Origin of the sequence: Pedobacter sp. KBW06, assembly GCF_003852525.1 — a bacterium.
GTDB lineage: Bacteria > Bacteroidota > Bacteroidia > Sphingobacteriales > Sphingobacteriaceae > Pedobacter.
Map to the genome: position 1 here is coordinate 285291 of NZ_QAJL01000003.1, position 17163 is coordinate 302453.

Sequence of the window (17163 nt, forward strand, 5' to 3'; positions counted from 1 at the left end):
ATTCATCCTTTGTAGAAGGATGATTTAAGGTTTAGCCTCCACAAACACCGGCGTTTCAGTCACGTCCATTTCAATTACCCCATTAGCAGTTTTCACCTCTTTAACAGACATCGTATCAGATCCCGGTGTTAAAGTATAAACCAAAGCAGACTTCGCGTTTTGTAAGTCAAGCGTATACTTTTCTTTCCGGTCTACCTCATCAGGCACCAACAGGATATACATTCTTTTATTACCATACTGGTAAATGTCCACTACAGGATCCTGATTAATCGTATTCAAATAAGAATAATCTCCCATCAGCTTCGTCACCTGACGAATGTAATCCGATGCAGGTCTGCGCTTAGTCCGGTCCACCAATCCTGAAAATCCAAAAACACCACCTGCATCTGTTCCAGGATCATTATTATCATAGAGCTGGTAATAAAACACCTTGTCGATGCCAAGTCTGGCATATAGCAGTCCTAACCTCAATAACCAGTCTGCCTGAGTAATTTCATTCGACTTTGAACCAATAGGTATTGCCCTTTGAGGGCTACGGTCGCTCAGGTCATAGCCGGTTTCTGTTGACCATACCGGGATACCGCCCAATTCAGCACTATATGAAGTAAAGCTGTTCGCAATATCGGTCATATCATTCGTTTCCGGTGCAACGCCTCTTTTTTTACTTCTGAATTTAGCAAACCATCCTGTATAATCATTTGAATACATATGGTAATTGATTATATCAAAGCATAAATCCACCTTACCGTCTTTTTTAACTCCCCTGTTTGTCCGGCACCATTCTACCATTCTTTTTACAAACTCTACATTCGGCTTCGCAATTCCTCCCATCACTACAACCATCGTCGGATCAGCCGTTTTCACACCTACCCCTTTTCCAAGTGAACCTTTGTGTCCATCATAAAATGCAGACAGCTGAGCAGCATATTCTTCAGGGCTTTGTTCGGCATCTTTGCCCCTCCACCATTTATCCGGCTCATTGCTGCTTTCGATATATTTTACATAACCAAGTCCAATAACGGGATCAGTTTCTTTCGGAACGAGGATCAGATTTCTACTTATATTTCTGTTTCTTCCATATCTTGCAGCAAGCTGGAATCCGGCCTTTGCAATCTCTATATAAGAAGCAGGAAGGTCCCTTTTCGCTCCATGCGCTATTGGAATCAGGTCTCTTTGTCTTTTGCTTGCCGGATAAGTATTTACAAGCCAGCTTGGTGTCACCTGTAAATCCACAAGAACGGTCATACTATCGCGGAAACATTTCTGATAAATCTCATCGTAACTCCATCCGCCTTCGGGCTTATGGTTGAATCTGAACACGCCTTTTTCAGGTTCTATACGTTCCCAGTCAAGAAAATGTCTAAATCCGCTAAAATTTCTAATCAGGTTAAATTTGGTCGTATCAAAATTGTAATGAGCATCATAAAAATCCCATTCAAAACCATTGATCCCAAACATGTCCTTAATCTTTACCTTCTTATCTCTCAGCGCTTTAACTTCGATATATTCTTTCTTATCCTGCGTACAACCAACCAGAGAGCTAAGGGCCATTAATACTATACTACTGAGGAGTATATGAGTTCTTTTCATACCAGATTATATTTGTTACTAATATAGCACCAATATCTAAAACCAAGCCAATAATTTAGCTCGCCGGTAAGATTGTATTTCAGACCGCTATAAATAACAGGAATAAGCATTTCAGCTTCATTCTGAAGAAAAATAGTTTAAGCCCCAAGTTAATATTCAAACTTTGAAACAATTAAGTTCTTTTTCTTTAGATTTGTTAGATTCAAAGGGCTACTCATTCATTAACAAATCTAAAAGGTGTTTTTTTCATCTCCACATTTCAAATGGCTATTTGGTTGTTCAGGCATCAAAATGCATTCAATCAGCCAAATGATCAGGAGAATGAGATATTTATGGCTTCTGCCGGAGAACTGATATTGTTTCGTTTTCTCCCGGCTATCGACCTGATATCAATAACACGACTGTAGAAATTCTGGAAGATATTTGCCCTGATGAAATTGAAACTGTGCTTAATATTAAAAGATCAACATCGTTAAAAGTTGAAGAACGAAGATTATAAAAAGATTGCAATCATTACCTGTTGTATAGACGACTGGGGCGGCAGTGAAGAATTATGGGCAAAAAGTATCCCAATGCTGAAAAAGGGAACGGAAATTACGCTGTATAAAAATAGCATCAACCGTTCACACCCTGAATTTATCAAACTGGCCAGTCAACATATTAAATTGATCGCACTGGAACCGGAATTATCTTTCAGTCAGCGCCTGAGCCGAAAGTTCAGGCAACTGATCAAAAGAATCCGTACAAAAGATTACAGTGAAAATTACGGAATAGCCAGGTTTTATGAGGAGATAAAAACGACGAATCCTGATTTGGTCATCGTCGCTCAGGGAATCAATTTTGACGGATTAATTTATGCATGGCAATGCAAACTGCTAAATATTCCTTATGTGATCATTGCTCAAAAGGCAGTCGACTTTTACTGGCCCTATCCTACCGATAGAGCATATATGAAAGAAACATTAGCGCATGCGAAGAGGTGTTTCTTTGTATCTCAACACAACTTGCAACTGACGGAAGAACAATTTGGGCTCAGGTTAAAAAACAGCATGGTCGTGTACAATCCCATCAAAACAAAAGTAAATGCACTTCCTTTTCCCGATACAGAACATGGATATAAACTGGCCTGTGTAGCCCGTTTGTTTGTTATAGATAAAGGTCAGGACATCTTACTGCGGATCTTAAACAAAGAAAAATGGAGAGCACGCCCCATTACTGTCTCTTTCATAGGAACAGGTCTTGATGAACAAGGAATAAAGGAAATGGCAACACTTTTTAAGCTGGATAACGTTGAATTTATTGGCTTTCATGAAGACATTGAAAATGTATGGAAAAATTACCATGCGCTGTTGCTGCCTTCCAGAAGCGAGGGTCTTCCTTTATCTATGATCGAAGCCATGTCAGTTGGCCGGACAGTGATTGTGAGCAATGCAGGAGGCAACTCAGATCTCATTACTGATGGTGTGAACGGATTCATTTCCGAAGCCACTGAAAAGGATTTTGAATCTGCGATGGAACGTGCCTGGGAAATGCGAAAGCAGTGGCAAAACATTGGAACATCAGCTTCTTTATATATAACTAATCACTTCCCTTTATCTCCGGAAACGGATTTCGCGAATCACCTAAACAACTTATTAGATGAGTTATAACCCATTAGTTTCGATTATCATCCCCACTTACAACAGAGCAGATAAATTGACTGATGCAATTGAAAGCGCATTAAACCAAAGCTATAAGAATATCCAGGTAATTGTAATTGATGACGGGTCAACGGACCATACCCGGGATCTTGTCAAAAAATACCCTGAAATAGAATATCACTGGCAGAAAAACGGCGGACAGGCAGCTGCAAGAAATGCAGGGTTAAAAAGAGCAAAAGGTGCTGTTGTCGCCTCTCTGGATTCAGATGACATCTGGTATCCCGATTTTTTAACACGATGCGTTGAAAAACTGGAAACAGAAGAACTTGATTTTGTCTTTGCAAATTGGGACCAGGATGTGAAAGTGGGTGAAAGTTGGGATTTCCTGTCCAATGATCCTTTCTTAAAACCTCATCATAAAAATATTAAAAATCATTGGGCAAATCTGGACGACAAAGAATTGAGAAACCTTTTCATCAAGTCCTGCCCATCTCCTTCATCAGCTGTTGTGATTCGTAAATCATCTATTGTTTCCGGCTGGGATGAACAAATTAATATAGGTGACGACTGGTGTATGTATCTTGAAATGATCCTGTCAAAAAAATGCCATGCTGCTTATACGCTCGACAGGCTCTGGAGGAAACGAATAGACGAAATCAATATCTATGATGGCAGAAAATGGAGTGAAATTCTGGAATTCCTCTACATCGCTGATTTAAAAATCAAAATGGATAAATTCAAACACCTCCTGACCAGCGATGAGCTGAAAATATTGCAGCAAAGGTATATGGCTAGTCTGGTAGAATTGTCGAAACACAATCTCCTGCGTGAGTTCAACATTCCACATTCTTACCATTTGCTTAAACGGTCTTTTGCAATTGATGTTTCATTTACCCTTAGAACAATTCCCAATATCTTTATGAAGGGACTGGAAGGCAAGATGAAAAAATTTTTCCGTAGAAAAGCTAAACTAAATCATTAAAAATTAAGCGATTGAAATTTTTAAGAATTATAAGATCTGCAGAGTGGTGGGAGTATAAATTACCTCCTTTACTTGCTATCGGTTATGCCACAGCCCTTAATTCGGACGCTCCCTTAACCGCCACTCTCCCACATCTTTTATTTCTGCTGTTATCCTTAATCGTTGGTGCAATCTATGTGAGTATCATTAACGATGTTACCGATATAAAAGTTGATGCCGCAAGTAATAAAAAAAACAGAATGGCCGCGGTAAATCCAGCGATCAGGTGGATATTTCCAGCCATCAGCCTGTTTGCCGGCGGACTTTGTGCTTACCATCTCTATCCTGACCAGTTGTCTGTTGTCCTCTATCTCATACCCTGGATTAGTTTCAGTCTTTACTCTATTCCTCCGGTAAGACTAAAAAACAGGGGAATATGGGGAGTCTTTGCAGATGCCTGCGGCTCACATGTTTTCACCAGTCTGTTGATGATCAGCAGCATCAGCTTCGTAACACAACAAAACATAGATTGGCTTTGGTTCATCAGTACAGGGATATGGGCTTTGTGCTATGGAATGAGGGGAATTTTATGGCATCAGTTCTACGACAGAAAAAATGATATTCAGGCAAACATGAATACTTACGCGGTAAAAATTGAGCCCGAAGATTTCAGAAAAAAAGAGATCCTGATCTTTCTAACAGAGATACTGGCGATTGTCACTATGCTGTTTGCGATTCAGCAAATACTCGCTGTGGCGTTTTTATTGCTCTACCTGCTTGTCGCCTTTAGCAGATCTAAACGTCTTTTCTATACCCCAGTCCTGATCATTGCCCCCGAAGGAAAACCCTATCATATACTCATGGCAGACTTTTACCAGGTATTTCTTCCACTTTCCCTGTTAATTACCGCCGCAGCCACGCAGCCCTATGCCTGGATCATATTGATCGTTCATTTCATTCTGTTTCCCCAAAAAACACTAACGGCACTAAAGGATTTAAAGCCTTTATTTCTCTCAGCTAAATAGCAATATCAAGGCTCGCCGACCTGATCTGCAGGATAAAGTGCAAAAGAAAAGGGATTAGGCACAGGACTTTTATAAGGGCTGTACAAACCCAGATAATGAACGGTCTTGCGCTCATCTGTTTTATTTATAAAAAAATCACTGGACAAAAGATAATATTTTATCAATTCAAGAATCTGATCCGATTTTTCCCAATTGAAATTCAAATAATACATTGTTTTCCACTTAAGCCTTGATACCAGGTTATTTCCAGTTGCATTAAAGTAATCCTCTACATATCGGGACACACTTCCAGGCTCCAGTTTCAGATAATTCAGTTCCCGTTCAATGAGCAATCGGGCATACTCCTTTACGCCCGGAGAAAGGACATATAAAGATGCCGGAACCATCACACTCCCCGCTGCAAGTCCTGTTAACAATAAAAATTTCCTGCGTTTCATAATTTAAAATGCTTTATCCGCGGCAAATAATGACAATGCAGATAAGGTTAATGTTGGATTGGAAGCACTAAATGTAGTAAATGCCCCCGCCCCCAAAACAAATAAGTTCCGATACTGATGATGAATCAGGTGCTTGTCCACCACCCCAAGTTTAGGGTCATTGCTCATCCTTGTTCCTCCAATAATGTGACCTTCATTGGGAAAAGGTGCTAAATATTTCAGTTTTTCAACCGGCAGACAAGATAAAATTCCCGGAAGTTCCTTCTTCATATTTTCTATTGCTTTCAAAGTATATGACGACCTTTCCGTAAAATGAACCTCGGGCACCAATTTATCAGCAGAGTTGGTAATGTAGTTCTTATCTAAAGGCAGGTCTTCAAATAATAAGCGAAAACTCGCAATATTCAGCCACTTGCCCCGCTCCAGTCTGATGTAATAAGGAGCATTGCTGACTTCCATCAAACAGGCGGCAAAATCCTTTCTATGGTCACCATCATAAAGCATATAACCATTTGCATTCACCCAGGTGCTTCCACCAACATTCTTCATGTTGTCCAGGTAAATCAGGACCTGCATTCCCAGTTGTTCTCCAAATCCACGGCCTGTTAAAGGATTTTTGTCTCCGGCATTCAGAAGAATATTAGTGTTAAAAAAAGGATTTGCACCCAGCACAATTATTTCAGCTGAAGCTTCTTCTTCTTTCCCCTCTCTGATATAAAAGACCTTTCTGACAATATCCCCCTGTAATTCAAGACTATACACCTGAGCTCCATAAACAATGGTTATCCGCGGGTCGTTATATACGTTTAAGTTGGCATTCTCTATGGTAAATTTTGCATTGACCGGACAGGTATCACAAGTACTGGATGCCATGCAGGCATTTCTCCCGGTGGTTGACCGGCTTGCTCTTGCAGTAGGCTGACTGATGTATTTATTCCCATAGGTCTTATGCAATATTTTGTCTACCAAACTAAAGGAATGCGCTGGCAGCGGATATTTGCCTGTTCTCGGAAATGGTGTTCCCTCAGGCCCGGAAACCGCCATCAGGTCCTCTGCTTCATAGTAATAGGGATCCAGGTCATCGTAATCAACCGGCCAATCTTCTCCGACACCAAAAAGGCTTTTCATTTTAAAATCAGAGGGCATAAACCTGGGGGTACAACCCCACCAGCAATTGGAACAACCGCCATAGCCGGTAGTAAAAGGCCACCGCTTCTCCGGATTGATATTCTTAATTGCCTGCTCCCAGGGCTCTTCAAATTTCTGATAGGGCGAGAACTCTCCCTTTTTCACTTTAAGGCGCTCAGCATGAGGATAGAAGTGTCCACGCTCTAACACCAGCACCTTATGGTCTTCTTTTACTTTTGAAAGGTATTTTTTCAGAAAGAAACTTGAGGCAAAGCCCGTCCCTACCACGATTAAATCATAACTGCTATGCTTCATTTATTTTAATACAATTAATAATTATTCGCATTCTTCAGGAACCAATACAACCATGGCACATCAACAAACATCAATACGCAAAGCATGATGGTAAACAAAACCAGATAGAGCATAAACCACTTTCTGGTATAAAGTTTTTCGGAACCCTGAACAGGTGAGTCATTCAATAAACCTATACGAAGATACCAGGAGAATAATAAAGCAAAAAAGGGAAAGCTCAACAAAAGCTCAATTCTGTCTTTGATCAGAAAGATTCCCATAAAAAAGGCACAGGTAATGGCGTAGAAGAACATAGACACCAGTAAACTGTTTTCTGTATAAAACCGGAAAGACATGCGGTATTGACCCGCAATTTCAGGATTTGCGATCAGTCTGTACTCTGCGAAACGTTTGGTAGCCATTAAAAATGCCCCACCCATCCAATACGCAATAATAATACTGACCGGTGGAAGCGTATTGATCCACTCAAGATCCCATTTGCTGTCCGGACTGCCCAATGCAGGGCTAAAAATAAACCATCCTGCAGCAAACCTTAAAGGATTGTTGACCGATTCACTTAATACATCCAGAAATACCCGGTCTTTACTCCTGAAAGGCTTAACATTATAGATCAGGCCCATAAACAATAGTAAAGCAGCAGTACAAAGAAATTTAAGTGAGATACAATAAGCGAGTGTCAGTCCTAGAAGAGCCAGAACAACATACTCTAAATAAACAATAACAGGATTAATGGACTTGACCACCGAAGACCTTCGCTTTTTCAAAGGGTGATACTTGTCAAAACCGGCATCCAGGTATTCATTAATCACGTAATTTGCTGAAGCAACCAGGCAGATGCTGAAAATACCAATAATGATGCGGATAACCAGGTCAGCATTAAAAGGAGTATGAAAGATCGATAAGGCAAAAAACATTCCCGGTGCCATAAAAAGATTTTTCACCCAGTTGTCTGGTCTGGCAATGGCAATATAATCTTTCAAAGTAGCCCCTTCCCGGACTTGATCATTCGTCATAACTTATAAATTTATATTCCTGAGTTTTTAAGTTTTTCTAAAAGCCGGGGATAGAAATACCGGCTTGTCTTTTTATCCAAAAATAAAAATGGAATTCCGGCAGCTCTGGAACACTCGCCGTCCAGCTCCTCCCGATCTCCGATAAACAGACAATTCGCTTTGTTTTCAATTTTCATTTCAGATAGGATATAGGTTAAGCCATTTGGAAGAGGTTTTAAAGCGTTTATATCCGTGTGGGTAGAACTGACTACTAAATTCACCCGAATATTCATTTTTTCCAACTTATTTTTCGCCTCATAGTCTGAATAAACTGCCGTCGAAATCCCCTGCTTTTCTAGTTCTTCAAAAAAAGAATGGATACCAGGGTAACTGCATTTCTGCAGGTAACGGTTTGGGAAATCAAAAATCCATTTATCGACTACGCTTTTTACCTCAGTTAAAGAAGTGTTTACCTTCTTTAAACACCATTGATATTGCGCTTCCTGGAGATTTTTCAGTTCTGAACCGGCATTTTTTTCGCGCTCTTTCCTAAAATGATACAGAATCAGGAGATCCTTATATTTCCAGGGCCTGAGCGTATAATAACCTATGAGCGCTAGAAGCATTTTCGTTCTTAACTTCAACTGATCATAAAGGGTTCCATCCACGTCAAAAATCACGAGTTCCAAGGTTTTCCATGGTATTTTCTCCACAATCACTTTATTTTGGAGTAAAATTATTAAAAAAATCGATATTGCAAACGTTATCTGCTATAAATGAACATGCAACACAACACCTACTTCAGTGAAGAAAAGAAAAAATGGTTTTTTATACTAAAAATCTTTCTGTTCGCGGGACTTGTGATCAGATTTTATCATTTTTTTTACGACCGTTCTTTGTGGATGGATGAAGTTTATCTTTCCAGCAGTTTATTGAAAACAAGTTACCTTGATCTGGCAACCAAACCACTCTACTATCAACAAAAAGCCCCCATTGGCTTTTTATGGCTGGTCAGGTTTATGGTGGAGACATTTGGAAATACAGAATTGTGTCTGAGAACAATACCGCTGATTTCAGGGATTGTCTCGATGTTTTTATTTGTTCCCGTATCCAGGTATTTCCTCTCAAAACCAGGAGCTGTACTTGCCACAGGAATATTGTGTATTTCCCCTGCTCTGGTTTACCATAGCGTAGAGATCAAACAATATTCAACAGAATTACTGGCGACCATTCTTTCTCTCTATCTCTTTATAAAATACAGTCAGAAAAACGATATCAAGAATATGTTGGTCTGGGGCATCTGCGGCGCGTTGATCCTCTGGTTTTCTTACTCGGCAATCTTTATACTGGCAGGAATAGCCATAGGACTAAGCGCTTTTTATCTGGTTACCAAAAATATAAAACAGTTTTCCATAAGCATCATTCCATTCGGATTCTGGCTCATTAGCTTCGCCATCAATTATTTCCTGTTTACCCATAAACATGCTGAATCTCAATGGATCGCTTACTGGTTTAGGTCATATCATAATTTTATGCCCTTTCCTCCTACTTCATTTACAGACACAAAATGGTTTTTCATCAATGTCTACCGAATGATGGATTACCCCCTTGGCTTATTATGGAATTTCAACAGCACTCCCTCTGTCTTCGGCATCATAGTTAAATTACCATTTATACCTATTGCCTTATTATTAGCAGGAGCCTACGCCTTTATCAAAGGAAGTAAAACCAACGCCCTGACAATTTTTGTTCCGGTCATATTGACATTCATCGCATCAGGACTGGAACTTTATCCCCTAACGGAGCGATTCTGGGTATTTATTTCTCCTGTATTTATACTGATGATTGCCAATGGCTTTAGTTATATCGCTGAAAAATTCCGGTTTGGAAAATGGACCGTACTGTTCTTTTTACTGGTGATCGCTCCGGCACTCATACAATCTGCCGCTTTTATGATGAATCCTGAACAGTTTTATGTCCATAAAAAGTCCTTTCAAAGAGAAGCATTGCTATTTGTAAACCGCAATTACAGCCCGGGTGACGCAGTCTATGTATACTGGAACAATTTACCCGGCTACAAATTATACAAGCTGATGTATCCCTTAAAATACACGGCGATTGAAGGAGAAGACCAACGTAAATTTGCGCAAAGCTATGGTGATTACGATCAGCGGTTGAACGCAGACTTTAGTAAATTTTCTAAGGGCAAAAGAGTTTGGTTAATTTACAATACCCGGTTCTTAACGGATATCGGCGATCGTATAGACGAACCATTCTGGTATTATAAAGACCGGCAGAATCCTACAGATCATCTTTTCAAAGAATTTATGAAAATGGGCAGGCCAGTCAGAAAGTTTGTGAGCGCTGATGTTACCGTTTACTTATTTGAGTTACATAAAACCAATTGATCATCTGGTATGCTGATCGATCTGATCCAGAAGCTCATCGCTAACAGGTGTATCAAACTTCCTGGCAAAGAACATATTTGAGTTAAGCATCAATTTCAGGTCTTCCAGTTCGAGTATTTTAGGATTCGCTTTTCCTTCAGGAAAATGGATGTATCTTAAATTATCATTTACAATCTGATCTTTTAAAGGCGAATTCAGCAGAATAGTAGGAATGACAAACTCGTCTGTTCCCCAACAAAATTTCAGGAATTTATTCAGTCCGCTTTTTTGGTTAAAAAAGTCAGCGAGATAGGTTGCGCATTCATGGTTAAGTGTCCACCAGCTGGCTTTGCTCCCACCGTACAACTTAAGTGACAATGGAAACTTCCGGAGGGGAAGAACCTTGTTCATCACTCTTTCCATTAAATATCTTCCAAAAAAATTGAAGTCGGTCAGGTGATACTTTTGATACCGCTGAATGGCATTACTCCACCAGTCGGACTGCTCTTCGGTCTCGTAAAACACAAATGACTTCTCGCTGTTATTTGCAAGAAACGCATAAAGTTCTTCATTCTTTTTCAGTGGGTAATCCTGAGCACTCAGTAGATTATAAAAAGAATATTTCTGATCATTTGACAATACCTCTTTCAAAGAATTCAGCATTGCTTCTAAGGTGCTATGTCCACCCCAATTACAAATAACCCGATGCTCTATAAAATGAACCCCCTTAAATTGCTTTAAATACAGAAAGCTCTCAATATTAATTTTCTTATCAATGTGGATGTAGAAATCAAACATCTCATGTTGCATTTTCCTGATCAAGCGTTCCAGCTGTGATGGATTCTTATGCGCGATTATAATATTGGCTATACGCATGAAAATTTAAATTAAAGTAACTTCTAAATTGAATAACATCCTGTTTTATTTTTATAACAACGCTTTTTTAACTCCTAAATTTCAAAAAGACCAAAGCTCGGTCAAGATTCCGGTTTTACTGCAGACAACAACTCCTTATAGGAAGTCAAGCGCACAGGGTTGCGTAAAATGACCTGCAAACTCTTCCTCAACCCATACTTCCAGTGTTTCTGAGATAAAGCAAGTACCGCCTGTTCCAGAACCAAATCATCTTCTACATTCTTCTTTAGTTTATAAGTTAAAGACCTAAAATAGCTTTTTTCTTTCAATTCGTTTATTTGATCAGGAAACAGATCACCAATAAATGCATCCATCAACACCTTTTGCCTTTTGCCCCAATAATGCAGCACCAGTTCTTCCGTTGGGACGATTGCAGTCGTTTTTTGTAATACCAATGCAAAGGCCAGCTGCTCACTGATAAACCACTGAGAATTCACATAAAACTCATCTGTAAGCTTAAATACATCGGGAATACAGGCCGAGAATGCAGCATTTAAACCTAAAACTCCTGAATTCCAGCTATAATCATGTTTACTAAAACGTTCGGTTTTCCCGTTTACAACAAAGTCCCGGTCAGAAATATAGTTAATAAATGCCTTGGGATACTTCCCTTGATTAAAAGCGCTGAAAAACTGAAGCCCTTCTTCAAAATTATACTCCCTTTTGTGCATAAAGCTGGTTCCTGTTGAAAATCCGTTCAGAATTTTTGCGGGATTCCCTATAAAAAAAGTATCGGAATCAATAAACAACAAATGACCGGCGGGGTATTTTTTAAAGGTCAGGTCTATAACACCTACCTTACGGCGGTGAATATAGTCTGAATCCCCTAACATTTCCATCAGTAATTCGTTGGTCAGCATTACATATTCGATTTCAATATGACTCAGATGTTTCCTGAAAAATGAAGGATCATCTGTATAAACGATAGTCCTGACCTTCTTTAAATCTGCTTCATCAGACCAGGAATAAAAACTTAAAATTGAAAATATTGCTCTTTGATACTCTGATATTCTTCCATAGGAAAGTAGTACTAAATTCTTTTTTAACATAATAGAGAGCGGCGCTTAGTCATTAAATGGGTTGTCTAAATAAGTAGTCAAATTATAAGCCAAAATTACAGCCCACCACTTCTCAGCTGACGGGATGCGAACTCGCAGGCTCTAGCAGTGAGTGCCATATAAGTTAAAGATGGATTTTGACAGCTCGAAGAGGTCATACAACTTCCATCCGTAATGAAAACATTTTTTGCCGCATGCATCTGATTAAACTTATTTAAGACAGAGGTTTTCGGGTCATGTCCCATACGGGCAGTTCCCATTTCATGAACCGTGGTTCCCCCTGGCTTTTTGTAATTAAAGACTTCGACTCCTTTAAAACCTGCATTTTCTAACATTTCAGCAGAAGTATCTTGTATATCTGCCATCATTTTGTTTTCATTCTCTTTAAATGAGAAATCGATTTTGAGAAGCGGTTGTCCCCATTTATCTTTTTTCAGATCATCAAGTGCAACCCGATTCTCATAATAGGGCAGACATTCTCCCCAGCCAGCCATCCACACCGTCCAGTCGCCAGGAGTAGTCAGCTGAGCTTTAAAGTCTTTTCCAAATCCATTCAGGTTATGAGACCTGTCTGTCCACTCCTGTCGTTCACCATGCCCCTGAATATTGTATCCCCGCTTAAAATTAAGCCCCTCACCTTCCTTCAGGTTTCTATACCTTGGAATCAGAAAACCACAAGGTCTCCTTCCTTTATAATACAGGTCTTTAAACTGGTCATGAAGGCCGTAAGCACCCGCAGAAGAATGATGGTCCATCAGGTTGTGTCCGATCTGATTGCTGTCATTTCCAAAACCATTTGGAAAACGCGACGACACAGAATTTAACAAGAGTCCTGCAGTAGCAATCGTTGAGGCATTTACAAACAGGATTTTTGAATAAAATTCATAAACTTCATTGCTCAATGTATCAATAACCCTTACCCCTTTGGCTTTTTGATTTTCCGGATCAAACAAGATTTCAGTAACAATTGAAAAAGGTCTTAAAGTAAGGTTTCCAGTTGCTGCCGCTGCCGGTATCGTTGAGCTGTTACTGCTGAAATACCCCCCAAACGGACAACCTCTGTGACACAAATTTCTGTTTTGACAAGGTCCGCGGTGATCCCAGCCCCTGGTTAAATTGGCCACTCTGCCAATCGTCAGTAATCGGTTATATTCATTTTTTTTCAGCGATTCAGCCAGATGTTTCTCGATACAGTTTAACTCCATAGGGGGCAAAAATTCCCCATCTGGTAAATGTGCCAGATTTTCCTTCTGACCGCTCACCCCAATATGGGATTCTACATAACTGTACCAGGGTGCAATATCATTATACCTGATGGGCCAGTCTACTGCAACGTTTTCTTTAAGGTTAGCCGCGAAATCAAGATCGCTCATGCGGTAACATTGTCTGCCCCAGACCAATGAGCGTCCACCCACCTGATAACCTCTTAACCAATTAAAAGGCTGCTCCTGAATATAAGGATGATCGGCATCACTTACATAAAAATGCTTGGTAGAAGGGTCATAAGAATTACTTTGGACGGGATCAATTTCCCGGTCCTTCAAGGTATTATTAAGGCCAAATTTGAAATCCCATGGATTGAGGTTCGCAGTTGGATAATCTTTGATGTGTTCCACATCCCTTCCCCGCTCCAGAAGCAGGGTTTTAAGCCCTTTCCTGCAAAGTTCCATCGCTGCCCAGCCACCGCTGATACCTGAGCCTATGACGATCGCGTCGTAGGTGTTTAGTTCTTTTATATTCCCGCTTATATACATAGTTTACTTGGTCGCCCAGGATTTTTGATTTGGTTGTAAAGGAATGCAGGCATTGTAATTAACGGGAATATAATCATAAGCCAGCCCCAGGGTCGCCCCCTTTTGCGACATACAATATCCTTCAATAGTTAAATCTCTCAGCGTTAAATAGAAAGGCTCCCCAAAAAACTTATTGTTAATTCTGTTTAGAATTCTATAGGAAAAACCAGCATGACGTGCAAAATAGTCAAACACTTCCAGTCGCTCTGTAGCACTGCAATCCAGGAATTTCTTCCCGTAATTATTGACCGAGTATGCTTCCAGAGCCTTAATACCAGCACAGAATTTATTTTGCTTTTTGATGTCCATACAATTAAGCAGCACATTGATAATATAATCCGGCACAGATGCAGACTTTGCTCCCGGCGTATCTGTTTCCGGAATAATCATTTCCGCCAGCTCTGCAATAATATCCTTTTTGCTCCATAAAAGCGCAGGATTGACTGGTTTAGTGAGGTCTATCCATTTAAAAATAGAAAGCGAGGTCAAGCCTAGCGCCCCTAAAATTAAGGTGCTTTTTAAATACGTTCTTCGGTTCACTGAACTTCTTCAATTATAATTAATCTTTACGCCGGCCGGTCCCCCCACCCGGGTCTTATTTAAAGAACATTTTAATCTTCTCTAAGATATTATTTATTTTCTTCAGGTACCTGGTTGTTTCACCGATAGGCTGAAAGTTCTTCCATTCTGTGCGGTGCAGGTAATAAAAAAATTCGTCTTTATAGTTATTGGCATAAGTCTTATAAATAGGCTTCCTATGAAAATAATGAATCAGCTTCGGATGAGGATCCGTACAAATGGAGAAACAATTCCACATGCGATCGATCTCTTTCCAGTTTCCTATTAATGCAATATTCAGGCCGTACTGATCTCCAAATACATACTTCTTATTGTTATTGATGGCATCAAAAGTCTTTTGTGTAATGTCCTGCTCACGCCATTTGTCAATATTGATCACCAGCATACCGGAATTAAAAAACTTCTCCTCAGGATCGAGGCCTAATTCCTTATAGTTCTCTATTCCTTCAGCAATTGTTTTAACCTGGTCCCCGAAGGTATCGTTAACTGCAGCAACAACTTTACCTTCTGTTTCTATTTTCCACAAATTACTGATGTCATCAAGCATAATCATATCGACATCCATATAGATAATTTTGCTGACTTCTTTCGGAATGAAATAAGGGATCAGGATCCTGATATAGATATTTAAAGGATAAGTACTATTCGCAACTAATGGTAACGTTACTCCTTCAGGAATAATCTCCTCCATTTTCAACCAGATCAGGTTCATCTTATCCAGTGTCAAAGAAGCAGTTAATTTTTGTTTATTTGTCTTTGAGATTTGATCATCAACAATATAAACATCTATCAACTCATCTGTATGATGGTTCATTTCCACAGACTTCAACAATGCAGAAAGCAATGTTACGTAATGATTATCACAAGCTAATATTACAGAGATCTTATTACTCATTATTTTGTATTTGTTTTATATATGAACTTTCCAGGTTACCTCATTTTTATCAGCCCTTACTTAAAAGCGTCTTGTTCATCTGCTTTAAAAATACAATTATTTCTTTATAGCCAATGCTAAACATGCTCCAAAAGCTAAATTTTGAATATTTATATAAGGGATAATAGGTCATTAAAATCGCGATCAGCGTTGGGAATATAGAGGCAATCGCAATGGAATAAATAGAATGATAAATAGAAATGCCCAGAAACACCGTAACAATATTCACCACCAGCATCACAATGATCTTATAGAAATTCACTTTCGGTTGATGAATAACATCCAGAGCAAGCGCAAAAAAGCGGTCTGCTGGATAAAGAAGTGCGATGATCATGAACATCCTGAAAAGGTTTGGCGTCTCATTATGAACGTAACCTTTTCCCGCAATGAGGCTAATAATAGGTTCGGCAAAAATAACAGCTATAACCACTACAGGAACCAGCGCGATGGTCATCATTCCTATTAACTTCTTAAGCGTATACATCATTTCTTCTTTTTGTCCGCGGTTATAATGCGAAGAAAGGATCGGCATTCCGCTGGCAGCAAAACTGGAAAGCGGAATTTCAATCAGCTGAATAAGTTTTCCGCCAAGATTATACATTGCCAATGCCGCTGGTCCTATCAGAAAATTAATGATAAAAGTGTTCGTCACGCCAAAAAGGTTGGACCCGATATTCGTTCCCATACTGTATTTACCAAAATGAAACAGCTCTAAAACCGTTGGTCGGTCTGCATTCTTCAGCGACCGGATCATCGTCCACTTCAGTATAAAAACCAAAATCCCGGATACAAAGAAGGAAAGACAATAACCACCTATAACGGTATCAATCGTTAATTTCCCCAATAAGGCCAAGATAAAAACAATTAAGGTGAAAGAGCCCTGAGTCATTACCCTTAGCCACAACAAACGGTCAAACCGTTTATCGGCCTGAACCACACAATTTGCCATAAAAGTAGGCAATGTGATCACAGAAATTATAGAGAAGTATTTTAAAAACAGAACCAATCCTTCATTGCTCACATAACTTGCAATGAAATATGCAGGAATATTTAATAAGAGTAGAAATACCGTGATTAAAAGCGCGATCACCCAGGCAGCACCTGCAACCACCTCTCCTCTTTCTTTTTCGGTACCCGTGTAAAATTTTACGAAAGTAATCGTTAGAAAACCTGCTCTTAATGTATCGATTAAGCCTATTGCTGCCAAAAAGAAAATGTAAGTACCAATATCTGTGACCGAAAGCCCGCGATACAAAATGGCCAGTGTGATCATCCCAAAGCCCGCCATGACTGCATTTCCCAATAGCGATTGAAAATGCATATTCTTAAATATGGAAAACAGTTTTCTGAAGAGTGAGACCATTTATAATAGGGTATCTGTGGTGAAACTTAAAATGATAAAGAAGATT

At 39.6% G+C, this 17163-nt stretch carries 15 protein-coding genes; 4 read left to right on the forward strand and 11 right to left on the reverse strand.

What is annotated here, in order from left to right:
• Positions 1-24: 24 nt before the first annotated feature.
• Positions 25-1590, reverse strand: a complete 1566-nt coding sequence (locus DBR43_RS16035; protein ID WP_124582570.1) for a hypothetical protein — start codon at positions 1588-1590, stop codon at positions 25-27.
• A gap of 479 nt (positions 1591-2069) precedes the next feature.
• On the opposite strand from DBR43_RS16035, the gene DBR43_RS16040 reads away from it, so the two are divergent.
• The 3 genes from DBR43_RS16040 to DBR43_RS16050 are packed head-to-tail and all read left to right on the forward strand — an operon-like array spanning position 2070 to position 5216.
• Positions 2070-3239, forward strand: a complete 1170-nt coding sequence (locus DBR43_RS16040) for a glycosyltransferase family 4 protein (RefSeq protein WP_124582572.1) — start codon at positions 2070-2072, stop codon at positions 3237-3239.
• Positions 3229-4212 carry a glycosyltransferase family 2 protein gene (locus DBR43_RS16045; RefSeq protein ID WP_124582574.1) on the forward strand — a complete coding sequence of 328 codons (984 nt, stop codon included), beginning with the start codon at positions 3229-3231 and terminating at the stop codon, positions 4210-4212. Before DBR43_RS16040 ends, DBR43_RS16045 begins: the two co-directional genes overlap by 11 nt.
• 11 nt (positions 4213-4223) lie before the next feature.
• Complete coding sequence (locus DBR43_RS16050) at positions 4224-5216, forward strand: UbiA family prenyltransferase (protein WP_158622514.1); 993 nt, start codon at positions 4224-4226, stop codon at positions 5214-5216.
• A gap of 5 nt (positions 5217-5221) precedes the next feature.
• On the opposite strand, the gene DBR43_RS16055 is transcribed toward DBR43_RS16050, so the two are convergent.
• From DBR43_RS16055 to DBR43_RS16070, 4 genes are read right to left on the reverse strand one after another with little or no spacing between them, the layout of a single operon-like run.
• Positions 5222-5653, reverse strand: a complete 432-nt coding sequence (locus DBR43_RS16055; RefSeq protein WP_124582577.1) for a hypothetical protein — start codon at positions 5651-5653, stop codon at positions 5222-5224.
• A gap of 3 nt (positions 5654-5656) precedes the next feature.
• Entirely contained in the window at positions 5657-7096 is a 1440-nt protein-coding gene (locus DBR43_RS16060; RefSeq protein ID WP_124582579.1) for a GMC oxidoreductase, read from the reverse strand.
• A 14-nt stretch (positions 7097-7110) separates the two neighbouring features.
• Entirely contained in the window at positions 7111-8109 is a 999-nt protein-coding gene (locus tag DBR43_RS16065) for a UbiA prenyltransferase family protein (RefSeq protein ID WP_124582581.1), read from the reverse strand.
• Between the two features lie 11 nt (positions 8110-8120).
• On the reverse strand, positions 8121-8801 hold the full coding sequence (locus DBR43_RS16070) for an HAD family hydrolase (protein WP_158622515.1): 681 nt from the start codon (positions 8799-8801) through the stop codon (positions 8121-8123).
• A gap of 69 nt (positions 8802-8870) precedes the next feature.
• Here DBR43_RS16070 and DBR43_RS16075 point away from each other — a divergent pair, with 69 nt between their 5' ends.
• Positions 8871-10496, forward strand: coding sequence for a glycosyltransferase family 39 protein (locus tag DBR43_RS16075; protein ID WP_233602994.1), 1626 nt, complete (start codon positions 8871-8873; stop codon positions 10494-10496).
• Here DBR43_RS16075 and DBR43_RS16080 read toward each other — a convergent pair whose 3' ends face one another.
• From DBR43_RS16080 to DBR43_RS16105, 6 genes are all read right to left on the reverse strand, one after another.
• On the reverse strand, positions 10497-11351 hold the full coding sequence (locus tag DBR43_RS16080) for a beta-1,6-N-acetylglucosaminyltransferase (RefSeq protein WP_124582587.1): 855 nt from the start codon (positions 11349-11351) through the stop codon (positions 10497-10499).
• Positions 11352-11452: 101 nt separating this feature from the next.
• Positions 11453-12439: a hypothetical protein gene (locus DBR43_RS16085; RefSeq protein WP_124582589.1), complete on the reverse strand. Its 987-nt coding sequence runs from the start codon at positions 12437-12439 to the stop codon at positions 11453-11455.
• 65 nt (positions 12440-12504) lie between these two features.
• Complete coding sequence (locus DBR43_RS16090) at positions 12505-14202, reverse strand: GMC oxidoreductase (protein WP_124582591.1); 1698 nt, start codon at positions 14200-14202, stop codon at positions 12505-12507.
• Positions 14203-14205: 3 nt separating this feature from the next.
• The gene (locus DBR43_RS16095) at positions 14206-14781 is read right to left on the reverse strand and encodes a gluconate 2-dehydrogenase subunit 3 family protein (RefSeq protein ID WP_124582593.1); all 576 of its coding nucleotides are present in this window, start codon (positions 14779-14781) and stop codon (positions 14206-14208) included.
• A gap of 55 nt (positions 14782-14836) precedes the next feature.
• Positions 14837-15715 (reverse strand): glycosyltransferase family 8 protein, encoded by an 879-nt coding sequence (locus tag DBR43_RS16100; RefSeq protein ID WP_124582595.1) that lies wholly within the window; start codon positions 15713-15715, stop codon positions 14837-14839.
• A 49-nt stretch (positions 15716-15764) separates the two neighbouring features.
• The gene (locus DBR43_RS16105; RefSeq protein ID WP_158622516.1) at positions 15765-17075 is read right to left on the reverse strand and encodes a lipopolysaccharide biosynthesis protein; all 1311 of its coding nucleotides are present in this window, start codon (positions 17073-17075) and stop codon (positions 15765-15767) included.
• Positions 17076-17163: the final 88 nt, after the last annotated feature.

Bases quoted from the DNA above. Each gene is read 5' to 3' on its own strand.
- DBR43_RS16035 (WP_124582570.1), bottom strand. From the start codon at position 1,590: ATGAAAAGAACTCATATACTCCTCAGTAGTATAGTATTAATGGCCCTT.
- DBR43_RS16085 (WP_124582589.1), bottom strand. From the start codon at position 12,439: ATGTTAAAAAAGAATTTAGTACTACTTTCCTATGGAAGAATATCAGAG.
- DBR43_RS16045 (WP_124582574.1), top strand. From the start codon at position 3,229: ATGAGTTATAACCCATTAGTTTCGATTATCATCCCCACTTACAACAGA.
- DBR43_RS16105 (WP_158622516.1), bottom strand. From the start codon at position 17,075: ATGCATTTTCAATCGCTATTGGGAAATGCAGTCATGGCGGGCTTTGGG.
- DBR43_RS16055 (WP_124582577.1), bottom strand. From the start codon at position 5,653: ATGAAACGCAGGAAATTTTTATTGTTAACAGGACTTGCAGCGGGGAGT.
- DBR43_RS16075 (WP_233602994.1), top strand. From the start codon at position 8,871: ATGCAACACAACACCTACTTCAGTGAAGAAAAGAAAAAATGGTTTTTT.
- DBR43_RS16060 (WP_124582579.1), bottom strand. From the start codon at position 7,096: ATGAAGCATAGCAGTTATGATTTAATCGTGGTAGGGACGGGCTTTGCC.
- DBR43_RS16100 (WP_124582595.1), bottom strand. From the start codon at position 15,715: ATGAGTAATAAGATCTCTGTAATATTAGCTTGTGATAATCATTACGTA.
- DBR43_RS16080 (WP_124582587.1), bottom strand. From the start codon at position 11,351: ATGCGTATAGCCAATATTATAATCGCGCATAAGAATCCATCACAGCTG.
- DBR43_RS16090 (WP_124582591.1), bottom strand. From the start codon at position 14,202: ATGTATATAAGCGGGAATATAAAAGAACTAAACACCTACGACGCGATC.
- DBR43_RS16065 (WP_124582581.1), bottom strand. From the start codon at position 8,109: ATGACGAATGATCAAGTCCGGGAAGGGGCTACTTTGAAAGATTATATT.